The organism is Vreelandella zhuhanensis, from assembly GCF_009793355.1.
Classification (GTDB): Bacteria; Pseudomonadota; Gammaproteobacteria; order Pseudomonadales; family Halomonadaceae; genus Vreelandella; species Vreelandella zhuhanensis.
Genome location: NZ_WTKP01000006.1, coordinates 125,765 through 148,851 on the forward strand (window position 1 = coordinate 125,765; position 23,087 = coordinate 148,851).

Genomic DNA, 23,087 nt, shown 5'->3' on the forward strand with positions numbered 1-23,087 from the left:
CTAGAGACGCGAGATAAAAACCCCATGCCTGTAGCACTGCCTCGCCATTTGGCGATTTTACTGCTGATGACGGTAGCCACGTTGTTTGCTGCCAACCACGTCTCGGCACGGCTGGCCTTTGACGACGGTGCCGGGCTGCTGCTGGCCGTGTTGATGCGCTCCGGGGTGGCCTGCGTGATCTTGGCGGCATTGGTGATCGGGCAAAAAAAGCGCCTGCGACTGCCGGCGGGGACATGGCCGTGGCAGCTGGCGGTGGGGCTGCTCATCACGCTGCAGAGTGTTTTTCTCTACTCGGCGGTAGCGCGCCTGCCGGTGGTGATCGCGCTGCTGCTGGTCAACACCTTTCCCATTCAGCTGGCGCTGATCAGCTGGGCGCTGGGCGGGCGGCGGCCGACGCTGCGTCAGTGCCTATTCATGGGCACCATCCTGATCGGGCTTCTGGTGGTGCTGGATATTCCCACCTGGTTGAAAGAGGCGGAGAGCCTCGGCCCCGCCTGGACGCAAGGTATCGGTCTGGGGCTGGCGGCGGCGTTCTGCTTTGCCAATGCGTTGTGGATCACCGAGCACCGCTTAAGTGCGCTCAGCAGCACCGTGCGCAGCTACCTGACCATGCAGACGGTGTTTATCGCCATCATCATTGCCGGCATGCTGGGCGTTATGCCCGGCGGGCTGGCACTGCCGGCAAGCAGCACCGGCTGGCTGGGGCTGACGTTCTTGGCGCTACTTTACGCCACCGCCTTTTCGACACTGTTTATTTTCGTGCCGCGCCTGGACATGGCGCGCAACGCGCCGGTGATGAACGTTGAGCCGGTGGCATCGCTAATCATTGGCTACGTCGTGCTGGGGCAAATGCTCAACCCCAGCCAGCTTGTCGGCGGCGCCGTGGTGCTCAGCGGCATCGTGATGATGGGGCTTTCCAAAGGTCGCTGATGATGTGGTATTGGTAGGAAGGGCGCCCCCGTAGGAAATGGGGGAACGGGTCCATCCCATTTCCTACCCTGTATCAGTTGGGTGGGGTTGACGGGTGGGAGGGCGATTCATCGCGCGAGGGGTTACCTGCAAAGGGCAACCATCAAAAGCTCGCCCGATAAATCAGGCTCCTACCAATCCACTGCCACCACCCCGTAGGAGCTGGCTTCAGCCGGCGATTGGCGCCGTAGGCGGCTAGGGCAACCATCAAAAGCTCGCCCGATAAATCAGGCTCCTACCAATCCACAGCCACCCCCCGTAGGAGCTGGCTTCAGCCGGCGATTGGCGCCGTAGGCGCCTGGCCGTTCTGGATCACGAGCGCATGGTTAACGATTGCAGCGCTGATCGTTGCTAGCGGTGCGGCCCCGAAGGGCAATGGTCTATGCTATAAACCAACGTCCATTATCTTGGAGCAAGGCAATGAATCATCCGCAGCTCGATATGCCGCTCATCCGTAAGCGCCTGGAGAACCAGCGCCGGGCGCTGCTCGCTGAGAGTCTCGAGAGCCTGGCGTCTCGGGGGACTGTGATGCTGGATCAAACCGCGGTGGGGCGCCTTTCGCGCATGGATGCCCTCCAGGCCCAGGCCATGGCCGAGGCCGAGGAAGATCGGCGTCAGTTGCAGATCAGGCGCATCGACAATGCCCTTTTACGCATCGACAATGCAGAGTTGGGTGAATGTATCGAATGCGGCGAGTGGATCGGCACCCGCCGCTTGGAAAGCGATCCTACCTTGCTCAAGTGCATCGAGTGCGCAGCCTGAGGTCGTCCGACCGACGTTAGACGTCGATAGGGGTCACGCGGATCGGCAAGCCCTGACGCACGGCGGCGCCGCTGATCGGCTCCAGCCAGGTGCCGTCCACGTTGCGGGTGGGATCCTTGAAGCCCAGGTCGTTGATGTTGATGCCTGCGCGCAGCCATTCGAGGTCGGGCTGGGACTCGCCGTCGATCACATGGGGGGTGGCCCCCAGATCACGGTGGCCGTAGCCGTGCTCGATGCCCAGCGCCCCCGGCATCACCCCCTCGCCGACCAGCGCCAGGGCCACCACGCTGCCGCCGGGACTCTCGATACGGATGGTGTCGCCATGGGAGATGCCGAAACGCTCGGCGTCCTGGCGGTGCATCATCACCGGGTTGTAGGGCTTGATCATGCGCAGTCGCTCGAGACCGATGGCGTAGGAGTTCATCAGGTTCGACTTGAACGAGAACGCCAGCAGCGGCCACTCTTCCTCGGTGAATACCTCGCGCATGGCGCGCCCGTCGGCCAGCGGCGGCAGGCCGTGGCAGGGCACACCGCGGTTGGGCTGGCCACTCTGGGTGTTGATGCTGGTGCCCACCTGCTCGTTGTAGACGCACAGGGTGCGCTTCCAGGCGCTGGTGAGGTTCTGGCCCTTGAAGTGGTCCTTGAAGTCCTCGAAGCGCCCACCGCGGGCGTAGAGGTAGGCCACCGGGCCGCGCTCCTCGGGCTTGAGGGTGCGCGCCAGGCGCGGCATCAGCGGTGCCAGGCCGGCATGCTGGATGTCGCTCGCGTCGGCGGCGGGCAGTGGCTCGCCCTGCATGGCCACGTTGGCGGCGGCGCGCAGGAAGAAGTCCTCGGCACGGTTGAGCGGGTGCAGCTTGCCCTCGGCATCGGGGATCGCCTCGTCGCCGAAACCGGGCAGGCCCAGACGCTTGGCGGTGGCGATGAAGAAGCTCTCCATGGAGACCGGCTCGCCTTCCGCGGTCTGCTGCTGGCGCGGTTCCACCACCGGCCAGCAAGCGGTGGTCATCTTGCCCAGATTGCCCTTCCAGGCACCGGTAAAGCCCCACACTTCGTACATCACCGAGTCCGGGACGATATAGTCGGCGTAGCGGTTGGTCTCGTTGAGGAAACCGTCGATGGCCACGAACAGCCCCAGGCGCTTCGGGTCCTTGAGCTTCTCGGCGATCAGCGCTTCAAGGCCCGCCTGGCCGTAGATGGGGTTGGCCATGCAGCCGATCACTGCCTTGATCGGGTAGGGGTAGCCGTCCAGCGCCGAGGACAGGTGCTCGGTGAGAATGGGCGGCGCCAGCGAGCGCCAGGGGGCCCGGGCCGGATAGGGGTCCTCGCCGGCGGCCACCTTGCGCTGGTACTCGGAGGACTTCTCGTAGGGAAAGCGCGAGCGGGACAGAAACAGGCCCTGGGGGCCGCGCTTGCCGGGGAAGTTGGCCAGGTCGTAGCGGGGGCCTTCGCCGACGCCGTTGAACTGGCCGCCGCCCATGGCGCTGCCGCCCTTGCGGTTGTGGTTGCCGGCCAGCACGTTGAGCATCTGCATGCCGAAGGCGGCGTAGAAGCCGTTGCCCGACATCATGCCGCCGTGGGAGTTGGTCACCGCGCGGCGCCCGTGACTGGCGAAGCGCCGCGCCAGGTCAATGATGGTGGCCTCGGGGATGCCGCAGTGCTCGGCGTACTCGGCCAGGCCGTGCTCGTTGGCGGCCTCGCGCAGCAGGGTCATGCTGCTCTTGACGCGCACGCTGTTGCCATCGGCCTGCGCCACCTCGCGGTCGACGAACAGCTCGGCGGCCATCACCTGGGTGCCTTGCACCAGGTCGCCGTCGGCCACCACCATGGGCAGGTCGGCCTCGCTTCCGGCCTCGGCCTGGCCCAGGTCGCTGGCGCGCAGGAAGCGGCCGCGGCGCGGGTGGCCCTCGGTATCGATCACCAAATGGGTGGCGTTGGTGTGGGTCGCCTCACCGGCGGCCTCGGCGGCGGGCTGGCCGGGAAGCTCGAGGAAGTCCTTGGCGTAGCCCGCGTTGTCGAGCAGCCACTGGATCATGCCCATGGCCAGGGCGCTGTCGCTGCCCGGGCGGATCGCCACCCAGCGGTTGTGATCGGCGGCGTGGGAGACCGAGGCGTTGAGTGCCGGGTCGATCACCACGTAATCCAGGCTGCCGGCGGCGCGCGCCTGGGCGATCAGGCGGCCCTGGCGCTTGAAGGGGTTGCCGGCCTGGCTGGGGGCGGTACCTACATAGAGGATGAAGCGGGCGTTCTGGATGTCGGGCTTGGTATGGGCGTTCTTGGCCAGGTCATCCATCACCGCGCCAGAGCCCATGCGATAGGCCAGCCCGCAGTAGGAGCCGTGGTGGCCGTAGTTACGGGTGGCAAAGGCGTTGAAGGTGAAGCGTTTGAGCAGCGCGGAGCGGCCGTAGTCGGTGGCCTCCATCACCATCAGCTGGTTGGCCTTCGGGCCGTACTCGGGGTTCTCCGGGTCGATCAGGGTGTCGTGGTCGTGGATGGCGCGTAGCCCATCCACGTCGCCCTCGCCGAACAGATCGCCGCCCTCGCAGACCTCCTCGATCAGCTGCTCGAAGGAGACCTTCTGCCACTCGCGGCCGCCGCGGCCGCCCACCCGCTTGAGGCAATGGGTCACACGGAAGGGGCTGTCGATCTGCGCCATCATGGCGTTGCCGCGGGCACAGGCGGTGGAACGGTTCTGCTGACCCTGGTCGCCATAGGCGCTCAGCCCGCGCAGCGCATCCACCACCGGGGTGCGCATTGGCAGGTGCTCGTCGGCGGAGAGCGGGTTGTAGGGATTGCCGGAGACGCGCAGCACCTGATCGGTGGCGTTGTCCACGCGCACCCGTACGCCGCACTTGGTGGTGCAGCCGTAGCAGACGGTGAAGGCCACACGCTGGTCGGGGTTGAGGGTCAGCTCGCCACTCTGGGGGTCGACGCTGTATTCCGGCGCCAGGGAGTTGCCGTGGATGCGATCCTTCGGCTTCTCGCCCGCGCTGCCGGTGACGCCCTTGCCCATCTTGAGCAGCGGGTCGGCGTAGCCGGCGACGAAGGTGGCGGCGCCGCCAGCGGCGACAGCACCTTTCATGAAGCGGCGACGTGATTTGTCTACAGAAGACTTAGCCATGGCTGGGAGTTCCTTCAGAATTTTCCGCAGCGCTCTGGGCGGCGGGGTGTGCAGGGGCGGGGGTTACAGGTGACAGATCGGCAGCACTGCCGCCTTGGCGGGCCTGGCGCCACGGCACGAAGAGGTCGATCAGCAGGATGGCAGCGAGCCACAGGCCGAAGGTGCCGACGATGCCCAGGATGCCGGAGGAGCCGGCGGGGATGCCGTAATGGTGGAAGCCGGCGCTGTGGCGGGCCACGGTCTGCACGTCCATCAGCACCACCCAGCGGAACATCCAGCCCACGTGCAGGGCCACCAGACCGAGCACCCAGGTCCAGGCATAGAGTGCCGGGCGGCGCGGCGCAGGACGACTGAGCAGGTAGAGCACGGCGCCGAACAGGGCCAGGCCGGTCAGGCCGCCCCAGAGGGCGGTGCTGCGCCACTCGGCGCTGCCGCGTACCGACTGCATGGCCGCAGCCACCGAGCCGACGTCGGCGTTGATACCGTCGAGGAACCAGCTGCCGGCGACCAGGCCCGCCACCAGGCAGGCGCCCAGCATCACCTTGAGCATCTGGCCACTGACCACGGTGCTGCGCTCACCGGTCACAGGATTGAGCACCAGAATCAGCCCGGCGGCGGCGATAAAGCCGGTGGCCACGAACATCGGCGGCAGCCAGACGGTATTCCACAGCGGTCGGGCCTTGACGATGGCCACCTCGGCGCCGGTATAGAGCATGATGCCGGTGGAGAGGGCCAGCGTACAGAGGCCCACCAGCACCAGCAGGGCGCGCGGGGTGGGAGAGTCACCCAGCGACAACCAGCGGGCAATGAACCCTGCGATGCCGGGCGCCTGGCGATTGGCCTGCAGCGCCGGGCGCCAGGCCAGCCACGCCAGCACGATCACACCCACCACATAGAGCGGAAGGATCAGGCTGCCGACGGACATCCAGGAGTGGCTGTTGGCATAGGCGTAGAAGTGCCAGAAGCGCAGCGGCTGGTGCAGGTCGGCGAGCAGCGCCACCGGGGCCACCAGGGTGGTGGCCAGGCAGGCGAGCAGCGCCAGGCGCGCGGTGGGTAGCCACTTCTGTTTGCCGAATACCAGCGCCGGTGCGGCCAGCCACAGGGTGGCGTAGGACAGCGCAATCATGAAGAAGTACTGTACTGCCCAGGGATACCAGGCGATGTCATAGCGCGGGGCGAGCAGCTCAATGGTGGAATTCATAGCCCATCTCCTTGCCGTGGGGGTCGAGGACGTCCAGGGCCACCGGCTCGGCCTGGGGACGGGTGACGAAGCGCTCGTCCATGCCGAGGTAGAAGACCTGGGGCATTGTGTTCTTCTCGGGCTGCAGCACCATCAGGGCGTCGCCGTGCTCAGCGATCATGCGGCTGATCTGGCTCTCGGGGTCGCGCATGTCGCCAATGATCCGTGCGCCGCCCACGCAGCTCTCCACGCAGGCCGGCAGCAGGCCGGCTTCGAGACGATGGGCGCAGAAGGTGCACTTGTCGGCGGTCTGGGTACGCTCATTGATGAAGCGGGCGTCGTAGGGGCAGGCGTTGACGCAATAGGCGCAGCCCACGCAGCGGTCGCTGTCGACCACCACGATGCCGTCCTGGCGCTGGAAGGTGGCCTCCACCGGGCACACCGGCACGCAGGGTGGGTTTTCGCAGTGATTGCACAGGCGGGGCAACATGAAGGTGGCAACCTCGCCGGTCTCCTGGTGCTCCACCTCGTACTGGGCGACGGTGGTGCGGAAACTGCCCAGCGGCGCGGCGTTCTCGATATGGCACGACACGGTGCAGGCTTGGCAGCCGATGCACTGGCGCAGATCGATAAGCATGCCGTAGCGCTTGGTAGGGTCGCCTTCACGGCGGGGCGGCTGCTGATTGATGCCGGCGTTGGCAACGCTCGATAGCGGTACCAGGGCAGCCCCCGCACTCAAGCGAGCCAGCTGGCCGAGAAGGGAGCGGCGAATGGGATCCATGGGGCCTCCGGTGGCCGATGAAGAGAGTGCTCCGCAGTGGTGCGAGCGCGTTCGATATCGGTAGGCTACTCTGCCCAGGACCCTGTAGCTTGACGTGCATCAACTAAACGTTAGCAGGCTTTTAATGTTCGCTTAATCTTCTATTAACTATTTGATTTAAAAATATTTTATCCGATTCTGCGTTCAAAAAAATTTTGCCAAGCAGAACAGCTTCCTGTGCACCTGCCATGTCCTCGCTCTCGCGGGTGTGATGATTGTTTAGGTCTTGGCTAGTGTCTCTCATCCTGACTTCATCGGCATATGCCAAGCTATGCCGGGAATTGATTTTCGCATCACGGAACAAGGAGAGGGGTATGCGCGTACTGCTCGTCGAAGATGACGCGCCAGTGGCCGCTGGCGTCGAGACCGGCTTGGCCCTGAGCGACTTCGTGGTCGATACCGTCACCACGCTGGTGGCCGCGCGAGGTGCTCTGGCGACGATCGACTATGAGGCGGTCGTGCTCGACCGCCGTCTGCCCGACGGCGATGGGCTGACGCTGTTGCAAGAGTGGCGTCGGTCGGGCGTTGCGACGCCGGTGCTGATGCTGACGGCACGAGACGCCGTGGCCAGTCGCATCGAGGGCCTCCAGGGAGGGGCCGACGATTACCTGGTCAAGCCGTTCGATCTGGACGAGTTGACCGCGAGGCTTCAGGCGCTCCTGCGCCGTGCGGCAGGGCAGGTCGACAGCTCCCTTCGTCACGGTAATCTGGCCCTGGACCCTGTCGCTCGCAGTGTCACGCTTGATGGCGTACCGGTGGCACTGGGACGCCGGGAGTTGATGCTGCTGGAGGCACTGATCCGTGCTCGCGGGCGAATCCTGAGTGCCGATCAATTGAAGGATTGCCTCTACAGCATCGATGACGAGATCGAAAGCAATGCGCTCAACGTGCAGATCTATCAGCTGCGGCGCAAGCTTGGGCGCAACGTGATCGAGACGGTCCGAGGCATCGGTTATCGCCTCGGCGCACCGAGTGGCGATACGCCATCATGAGCCTGCGTCTGAGACTCGTGGCCACGCTTGGGATGACATTGATGCTGCTGTGGGGAATCACCGCGGCGTGGTCGATGCGCGACCTGTCGAACCAGCTCGAGCACGCGATGGATCAGCGCCTGGCGCAATCGGCGCGCATGGTGGCGAATCTGCTGGATCGCGCCCCGGCGGCTGCATGGAATGGCGAGGAAGGCGGTGTAACGTCGACCATTCCCGCGCTCGAGAATGTCGCTTGTCGCGTTTCGTCGCTGCGCGGAAAGATGGTGGCCGGCACGCATCCTGAAATGAACGACGTTCTTGCGATCGATGCCGAAGGTTACAGCTATCGCAATCACGCTGGGCAGCGCTGGCGTGTCTACACCCTGGTCGACGATGACAAGCGAATCACCGTGGCGGATCGCCTGCGTGAGCGGGAATCGCTTTTGGCACAGGTGCGCCGTGCCGCCTTCTATCCGTTTCTGCTTGCGCTGATCGGCAGCCTCATCGCCTTGTGGTGGGGCGTGACCCGGGGGCTATCGCCGCTTTCGAAGTTACAGCGGCAGCTGAATTCACGCGACCATGACGACCTCTCGGCATTGCCCGTTCGCAGGTTGCCCGGCGAAATTCGGCCGCTGATCGATGGCTTCAACACCTTGCTTGCACGGACTCGGCGGATGCTCGAATTGGAGCAACGTTTCACCGACGATGCCGCTCACGAGCTGCGGACACCGCTGACCGCCATTCGCACCCATCTTCAGATCGCACGACGGGTCGAGGGGAACCCGCACCGGGAAGCAATGCGGCAGGCCGAGGCGGGTGTGAGACGGCTGACGCAAACGCTCGACCAGCTGTTGCTGCTAGCACGGATGGAGAGCGAAGAGATCACCCGGGGAAGTCTCGATCCCACGCCTCTCGAGGAGGCACTGGAAACCGCGATGACCGAAACCGGCAGTCGCGACCGTTGTCGTTACAACGAGAGGGTGAGCCGGATACACATCGCCCTGTCGGGTTCGCTACTGGTGATCACGCTGCGTAATCTGCTCGGGAATGCGGTGCGCCATGGTTTGCCTGGCGCCCCGATCGAGATCGAGGCGCAAGAATCGAATGGCATGGCGGTGATCAACATCATCAACCAGGGGGAAACCATTCAGCCCGAACAGCTTGCCCGCCTGACGGAGCGGTTCCAGCGCGGAAATCACCCCCAGGGTAGTGGCCTGGGGCTCTCCATCGTCGACGCGATCGTCACCCGTGCCGGTGGTCGGGTGACGTTCACGTCCGGCAACGGCATCGGGCTGCGGGTGTCGCTCCAGTTGCCGTCGAGTTGATCCAGTGAGGGGTCAGGGCGCGTCGCTACCCATGACGCGGCGAAGCTTGTCCGGCGTGGGAGCACCCATGACTTTGCGTACCTCGCCATCATCGTCCTGATAGAAGGTCACGGGTGTTGCGTAGAGTTGGCCGTCGCGCATCATCTGGGTGTTTTCGCTGACCCACTGTTCGCTTTGATCACTGCCCGCGCTGTCCGGTAGGGCGCCGCTGCGAAAGTGCTCGGCGATCGCATCGCCGGGGTTATCTGCGCTGAGAAGCGCTGCCGCTTTTTCGGGGCTGTCTGCCTTGAGAATACCCACCATCAGATGGCGAATCTGAACCTTGCCGCTCTCGACCCAGGGTTGGGCATCCTCCCAGAACTTGCGGCAGTAAGGGCAGTTGGGGTCACTGAAGGTATAGATCACGCGTGGTGCATCGACATCTCCATCGCGAACCCAGTGATGATCAGCCATCTGCTGCCAAAGCTCGGCGTTCCTGGGGCCGTTGACGAGCTGCTCCAGCCGCTGGGTAGAGACGTCTCGTCCCTGGGCATCGATCAGCGTGCCGACGATGGCATGCTCACCGTCCGTGGTCATATACGCCGCGACGGCCTGGCCGCGCATGCTGGCGGCATAGCCCAGGCCGTCGGGCGCGTCGAATTCACCGTGAATCGTGAAACCTTGCTGCTCCAGCGCTTTAATCGGCGTGGGCCAGTCGTTGTCGGCGGCAGCTGGCAGGCTCGCCGCCAGGGCGATGCCGACACTGAAGGTAGCCATCAAAGCGCGCCGTGGCGTCATGCGGGGATTGCGAATGTACATAGGGGTTGTTTCCAAGGTTGAAAGGTTCATGGTTCGAGACGCTCGAGACTGCGATCGAGCGTGGCGCGGGAAAGCTCACCGAAGTGGGTGTCGATAAGCATGCCATCGGCGTTGTAATAGAGCGTGGTCGGCATGGCCATGGCGCCCACCTCCTGGCCGAAGGCCATGTTCGGGTCGCGATAGACGTGATCGAGTGCCAGAGACTCTCGCTGCATGAAGGTATTGATCGTACCGACGCTCTCGCCCTGGTTGACGAACACGAACGTTATGTCGTCCCGCTCCTGCTGGGCCTGTTCGAGTATCGGCATCTCGCGACGACAAGGAGGGCACCAGCTGGCCCAGAGATTGATCACCATGGGCTGGTCGGCGTCTTGCAGCACGCCGGGCAAGCTCACCTGCGTACCATCGAGGACGGTCAGCGGTATCGACGGTACGGTCGCCCCTCGAGGGACCATCAGTGCCAGTACACCCGCGGTCAGCGACCAGACCAGAGCGCCCGATACCACGGCGATGCCGAGCGGTCGCCGCTCGCCAGGGTGGCGCCATAGCCGCCAGGCGAGATAGAGCGAGGCGATGGCAAGACCGGCCAGTGGCTCGAAGCCGCCATCGCGGATGTCCAGCCAGGACCAGAAGGTTTCGTAGCTCTCCCAGTATCGGGCGACGAAAACGCCCCGCGCCCCGACCACGCCGATGAGCAGGGCATTGAACAAGCGATCGCCGACACTGAGCTGTCGCCGGCGGCCTAGCCAGGCACCGACGATCAGCGCGACGACCATCGACACAACCAGCAACAGCTGTCCCAGACTCAGGCCGAGCGGGCCGATGGCCAGGCTGCGATCCAGGGGATTCATGAGCGACTCCCATTTGTGTTTTTGCCCGCTCGTTTGGCCTGATCGAAGCGGTCGAGAAAGGTTTCGGCGTTCAGTTCGCCGATGATACGGGCACTGCGACGTTCGTCCCCGTCGGGGCCGAACCACATCAGCGTCGGTGGGCCGACGACACCAAAGTGCTGCATGATGGCCTGGTCATGAGCATCATAGTCGGTGACATCGATGCTCAGTCGTTGCACATCCTGCAGCTCGGCCTGGACGGTCGGGTCGGTGAAGACTTCCTGCTCGATCACCTCGCAGGAAATGCACCAGTCGGCGGTGAATTCGACGAGCGTCATCCGGCTACTTTCAGCGGCCTGCGCGATACGGGCGTCGAGCATTGCCAGGTCATTGACCTCATCGAACGCGAGCGGCTGGCCGGCGGGCGATACCGTCGAGGCATCGCCCGCCGAGGCATAGACCGCCAGCGGTCGCCACGGATCATGGGCGCCACCCGCGGCTCCGATCAGTATCAGCGAGCTCCACAGAGCGATGACCGCTGCGCTGGCGGTCGTTACCTGGGGCACCACGCTCGAGGCGTTGGCGCTTCGTGCCAGGGCGCGGAGCGAAACGGCAAAGCCCAGCCCCAGAGCGCCCCAAAGGCCGAGGACGATGGCGTCCGGCACCACGCGAGCGACGAACCAGATCGCCATCCCCAGCAGAACGAAGCCGAAAAAGGCTCTGACGCGAATCATCCAGGCACCCGGCTTGGGCAGCAGGCGACTACCGATGGTGCAGATCAGGATCAGCGGTGCGCCCATCCCGAGGCCAAGCGATAGCAGCGCCGCACCACCTAGCCAGGGATTGCCGCTTTCGGCGATGAAGAGTAGCGCCCCCGCCAGCGGTGCGGTCATGCAGGGACCCACCAGCAGGGCGGAGAGCACGCCCATCCCGGCAACCCCTTTCAAGCGTCCGCCGCGTTGGCGCACCATCCGGGCATCCAGGCGCTGCCGCAGCATTCTCGGCAGCTCCAGTTCGAACAGGCCGAACATGGCCAGTGCGAGAACAATGAAAAGCAGCGCAAACAGGCCGATGAACCAGGTGTTCTGGAACAGTATCTGCAGGTTGGCGCCGGCCATGGCGGCGGCAACCCCGAGTACCGCGTAGGTGGCGGCCATGGGCAGAACGTAGGCGGTAGACAGCACGAAACCGGTCCTCCGCTGACTCTCTCCCGCCTTGCGCTGACCGACGATCAGGCTGGACAGGATCGGGATCATCGGCAGCACGCAGGGGGTGAACGTCAGAAGCAGGCCCATGCCGAAGAAGGCGGCCAGCGCCCAGACCCAGTTACTGCCGGCCAGCTGCGCCGCCAGTTGCTGATCTTCCGCCATCCCTGCTTCTGGATCGGAAACGGGACTCGATGTCGCGGTCGAGACGGGGGTCGTGTTCGTGGTATCGGAAGCCAGGTCGAAGGTCCGCTGCTGCGGCGGATAGCACAGCCCGGCGTCGGCGCACCCCTGCCAGTGGAGGGTTAACGTGTCGACGTCACCGGGGCGCGTGGTCATGCTCAGCGCCTGACGGTAGACCTCGGAGCGACCGAAGTACTCGTCCTCGATGGACTCCCCATCGGGCATGTCCAGCGATAGCTCCCGGCCTTCCGTGTCGGCAGAGAAACTGTGGCGGTAGAGGTAGTAACCGGGTTCGATCTGCCAATCGATCGCCAGTTCATCGCCATCCTGAGCCAGCGTTGGCTTGAAGGCCTGATCCGGGTGCAGAAAATCCCCCTGCTGCCCGAAGGGACTCTGGGCGGTGGCCACTGTGGCAATGCTGAGCATGGCCAGCATCAGTAGCCACCGCACGAGCCCCGATCGCATGACCCCTTGCATTGGCCGCGTCTTTGGTCGCATTTCCATCACTCCTGATTTGATGCCGGCCAGGTTGGACCATGGGGATGAGCTGAAAATGAAGCTCGCTTGCTATCGCGGGCTCGAAGGTATATTCATAAAACAAATATCGTTATTCTGATGGAATTCGGCTGGCGTTATTCTGGCCTTACGGTCGCGTCATCAACCTATCGCCTCATTAACCTATCGCGAAAGAAATCAAAGCTTAAAATTGAGTATTGTCATGAACAGTAATCTAGTGTCATCAGGTTTAAAGAACAGTGTGATGGCAGTGCGTACTGCAGTAGCGTTAGGAGCCTGTATGTGGCCGTTAGTGGGATATGCAGACGCGGACGCTGTGCCTGAAAACCACCATGTGATTCCGGCCCAAGGCGACCTTATAGGCCAGGATTATCAAGTGATCGCCAATAAAGAAGATACGCTGATCGACATTGCCCGTACGCATAACATTGGCTACGAGGAGATACGTTCCGCGAATCCCGAGGTGAGTATCTGGATGCCAGGTGAAGGCGTCGCGGTCACAATTCCAAGACGCCATATTTTACCTGACGTAGCGCGAACAGGCATTGTGATTAACGTCGCCGAACTTAGGCTTTATTATTACCCTGAGGTAGGGGAAGGGGAGACGCCGCGGATAGAAACGTATCCGATTGGAATTGGCCGCGAAGGCTATAATACGCCGCTTGGGATCACTGAAACGACCATTCGTTTGGAGCAGCCGGCGTGGTATCCGCCGCAATCAATGCGCCAGGAGGCCGCTGAGCGCGGAGATCCTGCCCCAGCTGTTGTTCCCCCAGGGCCTGATAATCCCCTAGGTGAGCACGCTATCTTATTGGATATTCCGGGCTACTTGATACATGGCACAAACCAGCCTGACGGTATCGGTATGCGCGCCAGTCGCGGCTGCATTCGGATGTACCCTGAGGATATTGGGTCGATATTTGATGACATTCCCAGCGGTACCCAGGTCAATATTATCGATCAAGCGATTAAAGTCGGTGCAGACGAAGACGGTGCTGCTTATGTGCAAGTCTTCAAGACATTTGCTAATGATGAGTCAATCACTGAAACATTAAAGGAAATGCTTGTTTCGCAATCACTTGTTGCAGAGGATGCCTTGGATAAACTCGATGACCAGCGATTAGGCGAACTGTTTGAGCAGCCGGATGAACAAGTAAAATCGTTATCGTCATTATATAAAGTGCCTAATGGAAACGGTGATGAACCAACTGATGGGTCAGGCATCCTGAAAGACTTTTTAACGCGAATCGAGTGACAGTACGCAGCGGCTAAGCCGCGCGTTTTCTAATAAAATACCCATTATACGAACTGTGAAGTAAGAAGCAGGGCGCAAGAAAGCAACGAAGTTGGCTGCTTTAAAAAGTGCTTTCACGACGTGCTTTCAAGCGTTCGCGCTTCAGGCTTCCAGTGTGCCTGCCGAAAGAATGCGCCATGGCGCTTGAACCGTCGTGCCGAGAATTGCTGCGTTATGTTGCCGCACCACCGGGGGCAGCCAATTCGCCTAAATGCTTTGGCAAGGTATAGTGGCCGCTGTTTTATTCCCTATGCAGATATCCTTATGCTTAAGCGCTTAATACCTGTGGTGATCCTGGCCCTCGGCATCGTCGGCTTTATGGCTTTGCGTTTGACGCGCCCTGAGCCTGCCCCGGCGGTGGCTCAGGAGCGCAGCTGGCCCGTAGAGGCGTTGTCAGTATCGCTCGTCGAGCATGTCCCGTTGCTGCCGCTATTTGGCGAAGTGATGGCACCCGAGATGATCAATTTAGTGGCGCCTATAGAAGCCCGGGTGGCTGTTCGCCCGGTCAGTGACGGGCAGCGAGTTGATGAAGGTGAATTACTGGTGGCGCTTGACGAGGCTGATCTTTTTCCACCGCTGCGCCAGGCCGAAGCAGAGGTGGCGGATCTTGAGGCCCAGCTGGAGAATCAGCGCATCCGCCATGGCAACGATCGCCAGGTATTAGCCCGAGAGCGTGAAATCCTTGCAAGTGCCAATCGTCAGCTGGAACGTAACCGTACGTTGGTGGCGCGGAACCTTACTTCTCAAGCCGATCTTGACGTGGCACGAGACAATGTTGCGCGCGCTCAATTGAATGTGACCAGCCGTGAAAGTGCGGTCGCCGAGTTTCCCTCGCGTCTGGCAAGTCTGGAAGCGCGTCTGGCACGCACTCAGGTGATGCTGGCGACAGCGCAACGCGACCTGGAACGCGGGCGTGCTCATGCACCCTTCGAGGGTAGAGTCACTCGTGTACAAGTAGCGCCCGGGGATCATGTGGCCGCCCGTGCCCCCTTATTGTCACTTTATCCAATTGACGGCTTGGAAATGCGCGCTCGCATCCCCCAGCGCTTTCGAGCGGAAATTGAAGAGCATCTGACGCAAGGCACACCGTTACTGGCCATAGCCGAGAGGGGCGAGCAGCGCTTTGTCCTTGAACGTTTAGCGGGGGAGAGCGACCCGACTGGCATCGAGGCAATCTTCTCGCTGGAAAGCCAAACTCATGGGCTACGCCCCGGGTCCATGGTGACAGTGCAGCTAGAGCGCCCTGCAGTAGCCAATGCGCTGGCGGTTCCCTATGCCGCTCTGCACGGCCCCAACTTACTCTACCGCATTAATGGTGATAATCGACTTGAGCGCCAGCGCGTTGAGCGCCTGGGAGAAATCCAGAGGGATGAAGGTGAGCGTTGGCTATTGGTGCGTGCTGAAGAATTAAATGAGGGTGACCGAGTGATGGCAACCCATTTGCCCAATGCCATGCAGGGACTGCGTGTCGAGGTGACTGATGGGCTGGTGGGCAAAGGGATAAACCCATGAACAAACGTAGAGGCCTGATTAATTTTTTTGTCCACCATAAGGTGGCGGCCAACCTGGTGATGCTGGTGATGTTGTTAGGCGGCGCCTTAGGCATCGCACGCATGAACATCCAGTTTTTCCCTACCTTCGCCCTTGATGTGGTCACTGTGCGTGTGGTGTGGAGCGGGGCCTCTGCTGAAGACATAGAACAGGGCATTACCAATCCTCTTGAGCAGAAGCTTCGCAGTCTCGATGACTTGAAGCGCATGACATCGACTTCGGCTCAGGGCATCGCCAACATTACCCTCGAATTCGTGGAAGACAGCGACCCGGTGCTGACGCTTGATGAGGTTCGCCAGCAGGTCGACAGCTTCACTAATTTACCCGCCACTGCTGAAGCGCCGGAGGTTTCGCGCCAGGCGCGCTATGAACCGGTGGCGCGGTTAATAGTACACGGTGATCTGGCGCCCCATGAGCTGCGCCAGTTAACGCAGCGTTTTGAAGACGAGCTGTTGATGAAGGGTATCGACCGAGTAGAAATTACCGGTCTCCCTGCACAGCAGATCAGTATTGAAGTACCGTCCGAGCGATTGCAGGAACTGGGGCTCTCACTGGAAGAAATTGCCGCTCGGGTTCAGGGGATGTCACGCGATTTACCGGCAGGGTTGCTGGGCCAGCAGGACAGCACGAGAGAGTTGCGCTCACTCGAGCAACACCGTGACGCCCTAGCCTTCGAGGACATGACGGTTCTCAGTAGTGACCGGGTGCAGCTACGTCTGGGTGATATTGCCAGGATTCACCAGGAGCCGCGCGAGAGGCAGGTCGAACTCGCCTATCGCGGTCAGCCGGCGGCCGAGCTGATTTTGCAGCGCGCCGAGACAGGTGACTCACTGGAAGCGGCTCGAACGTTGGACGCTTGGCTGGAAGAAGTGCGTCCAATCCTGCCATCTAACGTTGGGCTTGAGGTTTACGATGAGTCCTGGCAATTAATCGATGAGCGCATCTCGTTGCTATTGGGCAACGGCGCGACCGGCCTGCTGTTGGTGATTATCCTTCTGTATTTCTTTCTTCCAGCGCGCGTGGCGCTGTGGGTAGCCATCGGCATTCCCACGGCCTTTCTCGCATCCTTGGGCGTCTTCTGGGGCATTGGCGGCTCGATCAATATGCTGTCGTTGTTTGCCTTGATCATGGCGCTAGGCGTGATCGTCGACGATGCCATTGTTGTCGGGGAAGACGCTGACGCTCATCACCGTATGGGCGAGGAGTCTCAGTATGCCTCGGCTGGCGCGGCGCGGCGCATGTTATGGCCAGTGGTGGCATCATCACTCACCACGGTCGCCGCCTTTATGCCGCTGTTGATGGTGGGTGGGGTGATCGGCAATATCCTGGGAGATATTCCGGTCATCATGATCTGTGTCCTGATCGCATCGCTGCTGGAGTGCTTTGTCGTGCTGCCCGCGCACCTGCGCAACGCCTTTGCGCCAAGAGAAAAAAATAAGCGGCCTGTCCGTGGCATCGCGCGGCTACGTGAAGGTTTCGAAACGCGCTTTGATGACTTCCGCGAAGGGCCGTTCCGGCGTTTCTCGGCGCTGACACTGCGCTACCGTGGCGCCACTCTTGCCAGTGCCTTGGCGATCACGCTGGTCACTGCCGGGCTTCTGGCCGGTGGTCGGCTGGGCTTCAACTTTTTCCCATCGCCTGAGTCTAGCGTGATGTATGCCAATGCCAGTTTCGTCGCGGGTACCGACCGTACGCGTGTGGCTGATTTTGTCGATCATCTGCAGTCGACGCTGGAAGAGACGGATCAGGCCATGGGCGGAGGGCTAGTGCGGGTCGCAGTATCCCGTTATGGCGCTACCCAGGAAGGTGGCTCGCCTGGGCGCACGGGTGATGAGGCCGGATCGTTGATGGTGGAGCTGATTTCCCCAGATGCTCGCGACGTGCGCAATGCCGCCTTTATTCGCGCCTGGCGCGAGCGTATACAACCGCCGGCGGGTCTCGATAGCCTCAATATTAACGAGCGTGCCGCTGGCCCACCGGGACGTGATGTCAACGTGCGACTGACGGCGGACGACGCTGAAGCACTGCGCCGTGCCGCCGATACCCTGGGGCAAGCAATGGCAGGCTTGCCAGGGGTGATCAGTACGCAAGACGACATGCCGTGGGGGCGCGAGCAGCTGATCTACCGGGTTAATGCGTTTGGCCAGGTGTTGGGCCTGACCACCGATGCGCTGGGGAGTCAGTTGCGTACCGCCTTCGATGGCCAAGTGGTACAAATCCATCAGTCCGGTGCCGACGAAATAGAGGTAAGAGTGCAGCTGCCTCGGGCGCAGCGCGAGCGTTTGGCAACCCTCTCACGTCTGGCAATAACCTTGCCGGATGGCCGTCAGGTGCCGCTTTCCCAAGTGATGGACTTGGAACATCGTCAAGGCTTTGAAACCTTGCGTCATGCTGACGGTCAGCTGGCCGTGGAAGTCACTGCCGAGATCAATAGCCAGGCCACCTCGGCAGAGCAGGTGCTGGAAAGTCTTTCAGCAGAGCTATTGCCAAACTTGGAGCGTGAGCATTTCCTGAATTATAGCTTCGAGGGACGAGCGGCTGACCAACGAGAAACGTTGGCGGACATGCGTACCGGCTTAGTGATTGGTCTGGGGTTGATGTATGGTGTTCTGACGTGGGTGTTCGCGTCCTGGAGTCTGCCATTGATCGTCATGGCTATCATTCCTTTCTCACTTGTCGGGGCGCTGTTGGGGCATTGGGCGCTGGGTATCGATCTCACTATCTTGTCGCTGTTCGGCCTATTTGGGTTGTCGGGTATTGTGGTAAATAACGCGATCATATTGGTTAGCTTTTATCGGCAGCAACGCAAGCAGGGGCTGGCGATTGATGCCGCACTCAATGAAGCGGTAGTGCAGCGAGTACGGGCAGTGCTGTTAACCTCACTGACAACGATTGGCGGACTCTTGCCCTTGTTATTTGAAACGTCCCTGCAGGCTCAGTTTCTGATTCCCATGGCGACCTCTATCGCCTTCGGCCTGGGTGGTTCTACGCTGCTGGTGCTACTGGTGACACCCGTTCTGCTTTCATGGCTAGAGCATGGCCGCGAATGGTTGGCCCTAAAGCCGGTGCGGGCCGCCTGAGCTTGATCCGGCGGAGCCTGCACAAAAAAAGCCACCCCGGAATCACCGGGGTGGTGCCAAGAACGCGAATGCGAGCTTTTTGCTTACTTGGGCAGTTTGGTTTTGCGCAGGTACGGGAAGATTGTCTCGTAGTCGCCGAACTTCGCCGTGGCGTCTTCATTGGAGACAGTCGGCGGAATAATCACGTCCTGTCCTACCGTCCAGTCTGCCGGGGTGGCGATGCCGTGCTGGGTGGTGGTCTGCAGGGCATCCAGGGCACGCAGCACCTCGGCAAAGTTACGGCCAACGCTCATCGGGTAGGTCATCGAGAGCTTGAGCTGCTTGTCCGGACCGATGATGAACACCGAGCGTACCGTGGCGCTGTGAGCCGGTGTACGGCCATCGGGCAGATAGGCTTCTGCCGGCAGCATATTGAAGAGCTTGGAAACCTTGAGGTCTTCATCGGCAATGATCGGGAAGTGGACATCGTTCTTGCAGTAGCTTTCGATGTCATCGATCCAGCGCTTGTGCTCTTCGACACCATCAACGGACACGCCAATCACCTTGGTGCCGCGCTTCTTCCATTCGGCATCCAGTGTCGCGACCGCGGCAAACTCCGTGGTGCAGACCGGGGTGAAGTCCTTGGGGTGTGAGAACAGGATTGCCCAGCTATCGCCAATCCAGTCATGAAAGCGAATCTTGCCTTGGCTGGTATCGGCTTCAAAATCCGGAACAACTTCGTTGATTCGTAGTGACATCATCGACTCCCTCTAAGTGGGTTGAAACCACCTGTATAACACGGGCGCAGCAAGGATTGAACAACACCTGGGCGAAGAAAGCCATGATAGGCAGGGGAGACCCCCACCTACGTGTTTGGCTGGCAACACTTCTTGGCCACATCATGGGATAGGCGTATGTGATCGTCCAACAGTGACCGTCCCGCAGCTATGTCACGAGATAACGCCAATTCCATCAGCTCACCATGCTGGACATTCAGCACCTGACGTACTTCAGGGTTAGGCGGAGCCAGGCGGCGATAGCGATCAAACTGGTCATGCAATTGCTCAACAAAACGCAGCAACCAAGTAGAGCCGCAGGGCGCGAGTAACGCACGATGAAAGCGTAAATGCGCGAATTCCCACTCTTCGACCTGCTGTGGCTGTTCATCGGCGCGCTTGAGCCGATGATGTGCCGCGAGTAGTAGCGATTCCCATTCTGCATCGCCTTTCTGGAATGCCTGAGTCAACGCCATACACTCCAGCTTGGAGCGCAGGTTGGCGATGTCATCCAGCTCTTCCAGATGTATCTCCGGTACCCTGAAGCCGCGCTGGTTTAACTGCTCCAGCAAACCATACGCTGCCAGTCGGTTAAGTGCTTCACGCAACGGGCTCAAACCCACCTGGTAATGGGTTTTCAAGGTGCTAATAGCTAGTTTTTCTCCTGCAGCGAAACGTCCACGAATAAGATCCTTCTTTAAAGCTTCGAAGGCTTGTGTGGAGGCAGTTGCATTCTCTGATTCCGATATCGACATAGTGCGCTACTCACTGATCATAAATGCTTGATGGTCTAGTTAGGTTGACGCTACCCAGATCAAGAGTCATAGTGATAAAAATCGTTTTTTAATATTAAAACGATTTATATCACAACAAACGATCGGATGTCGTATGCTTACGCTCTTCTCTCAGAATAACCCTTATCCCTCCCGCCGTAGTGCCACCTATGCCAAGCGGGGGATGGTCGCTACTTCTCAACCTCTCGCCAGTCAGATCGGACGCGACATGCTTGCTCAGGGCGGAAACGCTGTTGATGCAGCCATAGCCGTCGCCGCCGCCCTGACAGTAGTTGAGCCCACCGGGTGTGGTATCGGTGGGGATGCTTTCGCCTTGGTCTGGATCGCCGCAGAAAATAACGGGAAAGGTAAGCTTCACGGTCTCAATGCCAGCGGTACCGCTCCGGAAAATTTGACGCCCGAAGCCGTCAAGCAGGCCGGGTACGACAACATGCCCCTCTACGGCTGGACCTCAGTCACCGTGCCCGGCACACCCGCTGCTTGGGCGGAACTCTCTAGAAAATTCGGCAAGCTCGATTTTGCTACTCTACTCACACCTGCCATCCGTCTGGCCCATGAGGGCTTCCCAGTTTCACCAGTCATAAGTACTTTGTGGCAGCGAGCAGAGGTGACGTTCCGCCAACATGACCAAGCTTCGATGCAAGCCTGGTTCGATACCTTCACGCCTGAAGGTCACGCACCGCGCCCTGGAGAAATGTTTCGCTGCGAAGCCCAAGCACGTACGCTCAAAGCGCTGGCCGAGACACAATGCGAAAGCTTCTATCGTGGAGACTTAGCCGAGCAGATTGATGCTTTCTCGCAACGCACCGGTGGTTATCTACGCCGCAGTGATCTCGCCGCTTATCAGGCCGAGTGGGTCGAGCCTATTTCTGTTAACTATCGAGGCTATGACGTCTGGGAGATTCCCCCTAACGGACAAGGATTGGTCGCCCTGATGGCGCTTCGCATCCTTGAGGGCTTGAAGATTGATAGCCGGGACAATCCGCATACGCTGCATCAGCAACTCGAAGCCATGAAGCTTGCCTTCATCGATGGTCAGACCCATATCACCCAGCCTGAGTTCATGAGCCATTCGGTTGAAGCCCTGCTTAGCGATGATTATACGCGTACACGTCGCGCTCTGATCGGTGAGCAGGCGCTGGACCCGACTCCTGGCAAACCTACGGGAGGGGGGACCGTCTACTTTTCCACCGCTGATGAAGAAGGGAACATGGTTTCCTTCATTCAGAGCAATTACCACGGGTTTGGCTCTGGCGTGGTAATACCCGAAACCGGTATCGCGATGCAGAACCGCGGTCATAATTTCAGTCTCGACCCGGCGCACGATAACGTGCTCGCCCCTGGTAAGAAAACGTTTCACACCATCATCCCCGGCTTCTTGACCCGCGACGGCATCGGCCTCGGGCCATTCGGTGTCATGGGCGGCTTCATGCAGCCTCAAGGCCATGTGCAGATGATCATGAACTTGGTCGACTTTGGCCTCAACCCTCAGGCTGCTCTGGACGCTCCACGCTGGCAGTGGATGGGAGGTCACCGCATCGGTATGGAACATAATTTTCCCATACACCTTGTTCGGGAGATGGCGACTCGTGGCCATGACATTCAATTGGCCCACGACAGTACCGGCTTTGGCCGTGGCCAGATCATTATCCGCGATCCTGACACCGGCATTTATTGCGGCGGTACCGAGCCAAGAACTGACTCCAGCATCGCGGTGCTGTGACCATGCTCAAAACTCAAGGACAGCTTTTTCTCGCCTTCCTGCGCATTGGCCTGCTTGGCTTCGGCGGCGGCCCATCGATGATTCCGCTGGTCTATCAAGAAGTGGTTAAGCGTTACGCCTGGATGAGTGACGAGGAGTTCGCCGATGTTCTGGCCATCGGTAACACCTTGCCGGGCCCGATTGCCACCAAGATGGCCGGTACCATCGGTTACCGGGTGGGGGGGACGATGGGTTGCCTAAACGCCGTTCTTGCCGTGATCGGCCCGGTGATCTTAGCAATGATCGCTCTACTCGGTCTGTTCAGTCGTTATAGCGACCAGCGCTGGATGCAGGGCATGAGCCAAGGTGTAGTGCCGGTGGTGATGGTGATGATGGCTCAACTCACCTGGGACTTTTTCAAGAAAGCCAAGGGCAATCTGGGTTGGATCATCACCCTGTTAATGGGTGCCGTGGCTGGCGTGCTCATCTACTGGCTGGATATTCATCCGGGCATTGTGATCGGGGCGATTCTCATCGCGGCTCTGCTGCGTCCCGAGCATCAGCACAGAAAGGAGATCACTACTAAATGATCTATTGGCATGTCTTTCTGGCCTTCTTCATTCCTAATATCGTTGGCTACGGTGGCGGTCCGGCGATTATTCCGCTCATCGAGAACGAGGTGGTGGGTCGCTACGGCTGGATGACTTCGCAAGCCTTTGCCGAAACCTTGGCTCTAGGCAATGCCCTGCCCAGCCCGATTGCCACCAAGATGGCTGGCTATATCGGTTTTGAAGTGGCGGGTATCTCCGGCGCGCTGATTGCCACCTTTGCCACGGTAGCTCCGTCACTACTGATCATGTTGCTGGCCTTGGGTACGCTTTACCGCTATCGCGATTCGATCAAGGTTAAGTCGATGAGCCAGTGGGTGAGGCCAGTAGTCATGGTCTTGATGGGATATCTCACTTGGTCCTTTCTGGCCGAGAGCATTGAGGGTATGGGTGTTCTACATACCGCAATCATCGGGAGTATCGCCGCCGTACTTCTATTGAAGACTCGCATCCACCCAGCTTTCGTCGTCTGTTTCGGACTCGGTTACGGCGCTTTACTGCTTGGATAGGAGGACGTATCTATGCCTGGCGGTTCGACTTTCATGGCCAATGCCAGTCGGCAATGCAAAATCACGCCGCTGAGCGAGACCCTCATCAGATTTTGCGCGGGATACCCGGTACTTTTA

General features: G+C 60.6%; 18 protein-coding genes. 10 read left to right on the forward strand and 8 right to left on the reverse strand.

The annotated features are described in order from the left end of the window. Positions 1–24: 24 nt before the first annotated feature. Complete coding sequence (locus GPM19_RS09905) at positions 25–930, forward strand: EamA family transporter (protein WP_160418874.1); 906 nt, start codon at positions 25–27, stop codon at positions 928–930. A gap of 459 nt (positions 931–1,389) precedes the next feature. Next, positions 1,390–1,731, forward strand: coding sequence for a TraR/DksA family transcriptional regulator (locus GPM19_RS09910; protein WP_160418875.1), 342 nt, complete (start codon positions 1,390–1,392; stop codon positions 1,729–1,731). A gap of 16 nt (positions 1,732–1,747) precedes the next feature. Here GPM19_RS09910 and GPM19_RS09915 read toward each other — a convergent pair whose 3' ends face one another. The 3 genes from GPM19_RS09915 to dsrO are packed head-to-tail and all read right to left on the reverse strand — an operon-like array spanning position 1,748 to position 6,810. Beyond that, complete coding sequence (locus GPM19_RS09915) at positions 1,748–4,849, reverse strand: molybdopterin-dependent oxidoreductase (protein WP_160418876.1); 3,102 nt, start codon at positions 4,847–4,849, stop codon at positions 1,748–1,750. Then, entirely contained in the window at positions 4,842–6,050 is a 1,209-nt protein-coding gene (gene nrfD, locus GPM19_RS09920) for an NrfD/PsrC family molybdoenzyme membrane anchor subunit (RefSeq protein ID WP_160418877.1), read from the reverse strand. The genes GPM19_RS09915 and nrfD overlap by 8 nt, the downstream gene beginning before the upstream one ends. Further along, positions 6,034–6,810 (reverse strand): sulfate reduction electron transfer complex DsrMKJOP subunit DsrO, encoded by a 777-nt coding sequence (dsrO, locus tag GPM19_RS09925; protein ID WP_160418878.1) that lies wholly within the window; start codon positions 6,808–6,810, stop codon positions 6,034–6,036. The genes nrfD and dsrO overlap by 17 nt, the downstream gene beginning before the upstream one ends. 353 nt (positions 6,811–7,163) lie before the next feature. On the opposite strand from dsrO, the gene GPM19_RS09930 reads away from it, so the two are divergent. Then, positions 7,164–7,841, forward strand: coding sequence for a response regulator (locus tag GPM19_RS09930; RefSeq protein ID WP_160418990.1), 678 nt, complete (start codon positions 7,164–7,166; stop codon positions 7,839–7,841). Positions 7,842–7,882: 41 nt separating this feature from the next. Continuing rightward, positions 7,883–9,145, forward strand: coding sequence for a sensor histidine kinase (locus GPM19_RS15775; protein ID WP_227842357.1), 1,263 nt, complete (start codon positions 7,883–7,885; stop codon positions 9,143–9,145). 12 nt (positions 9,146–9,157) lie between these two features. On the opposite strand, the gene dsbG is transcribed toward GPM19_RS15775, so the two are convergent. The 3 genes from dsbG to dsbD are packed head-to-tail and all read right to left on the reverse strand — an operon-like array spanning position 9,158 to position 12,659. Beyond that, positions 9,158–9,943 (reverse strand): thiol:disulfide interchange protein DsbG, encoded by a 786-nt coding sequence (gene dsbG / locus GPM19_RS09940; RefSeq protein WP_227842344.1) that lies wholly within the window; start codon positions 9,941–9,943, stop codon positions 9,158–9,160. A 26-nt stretch (positions 9,944–9,969) separates the two neighbouring features. Then, complete coding sequence (locus tag GPM19_RS09945) at positions 9,970–10,794, reverse strand: TlpA disulfide reductase family protein (RefSeq protein WP_160418880.1); 825 nt, start codon at positions 10,792–10,794, stop codon at positions 9,970–9,972. Further along, positions 10,791–12,659 carry a protein-disulfide reductase DsbD gene (dsbD, locus tag GPM19_RS09950; protein ID WP_227842345.1) on the reverse strand — a complete coding sequence of 623 codons (1,869 nt, stop codon included), beginning with the start codon at positions 12,657–12,659 and terminating at the stop codon, positions 10,791–10,793. The genes GPM19_RS09945 and dsbD overlap by 4 nt, the downstream gene beginning before the upstream one ends. A gap of 298 nt (positions 12,660–12,957) precedes the next feature. On the opposite strand from dsbD, the gene GPM19_RS09955 reads away from it, so the two are divergent. The 3 genes from GPM19_RS09955 (at position 12,958) to GPM19_RS09965 (ending at position 18,602) form a co-directional block, all read left to right on the forward strand. Then, positions 12,958–13,932, forward strand: coding sequence for a L,D-transpeptidase family protein (locus tag GPM19_RS09955; RefSeq protein WP_227842359.1), 975 nt, complete (start codon positions 12,958–12,960; stop codon positions 13,930–13,932). Positions 13,933–14,235: 303 nt separating this feature from the next. Beyond that, the gene (locus tag GPM19_RS09960; RefSeq protein ID WP_160418881.1) at positions 14,236–15,483 is read left to right on the forward strand and encodes an efflux RND transporter periplasmic adaptor subunit; all 1,248 of its coding nucleotides are present in this window, start codon (positions 14,236–14,238) and stop codon (positions 15,481–15,483) included. After that, positions 15,480–18,602 carry an efflux RND transporter permease subunit gene (locus GPM19_RS09965; RefSeq protein WP_160418882.1) on the forward strand — a complete coding sequence of 1,041 codons (3,123 nt, stop codon included), beginning with the start codon at positions 15,480–15,482 and terminating at the stop codon, positions 18,600–18,602. Before GPM19_RS09960 ends, GPM19_RS09965 begins: the two co-directional genes overlap by 4 nt. Positions 18,603–18,685: 83 nt before the next feature. Here GPM19_RS09965 and GPM19_RS09970 read toward each other — a convergent pair whose 3' ends face one another. Both GPM19_RS09970 and GPM19_RS09975 read right to left on the reverse strand, forming a co-directional pair. Then, positions 18,686–19,339 (reverse strand): peroxiredoxin, encoded by a 654-nt coding sequence (locus GPM19_RS09970; RefSeq protein WP_160418883.1) that lies wholly within the window; start codon positions 19,337–19,339, stop codon positions 18,686–18,688. A 107-nt stretch (positions 19,340–19,446) separates the two neighbouring features. Continuing rightward, the gene (locus GPM19_RS09975) at positions 19,447–20,112 is read right to left on the reverse strand and encodes a GntR family transcriptional regulator (protein WP_160418884.1); all 666 of its coding nucleotides are present in this window, start codon (positions 20,110–20,112) and stop codon (positions 19,447–19,449) included. A gap of 133 nt (positions 20,113–20,245) precedes the next feature. On the opposite strand from GPM19_RS09975, the gene GPM19_RS09980 reads away from it, so the two are divergent. The 3 genes from GPM19_RS09980 to GPM19_RS09990 are packed head-to-tail and all read left to right on the forward strand — an operon-like array spanning position 20,246 to position 22,970. Then, entirely contained in the window at positions 20,246–21,874 is a 1,629-nt protein-coding gene (locus tag GPM19_RS09980) for a gamma-glutamyltransferase family protein (protein ID WP_160418885.1), read from the forward strand. A 2-nt stretch (positions 21,875–21,876) separates the two neighbouring features. Continuing rightward, the gene (locus GPM19_RS09985; protein ID WP_160418886.1) at positions 21,877–22,443 is read left to right on the forward strand and encodes a chromate transporter; all 567 of its coding nucleotides are present in this window, start codon (positions 21,877–21,879) and stop codon (positions 22,441–22,443) included. Further along, positions 22,440–22,970, forward strand: a complete 531-nt coding sequence (locus GPM19_RS09990; RefSeq protein ID WP_160418887.1) for a chromate transporter — start codon at positions 22,440–22,442, stop codon at positions 22,968–22,970. The genes GPM19_RS09985 and GPM19_RS09990 overlap by 4 nt, the downstream gene beginning before the upstream one ends. Positions 22,971–23,087 lie beyond the last annotated feature (117 nt).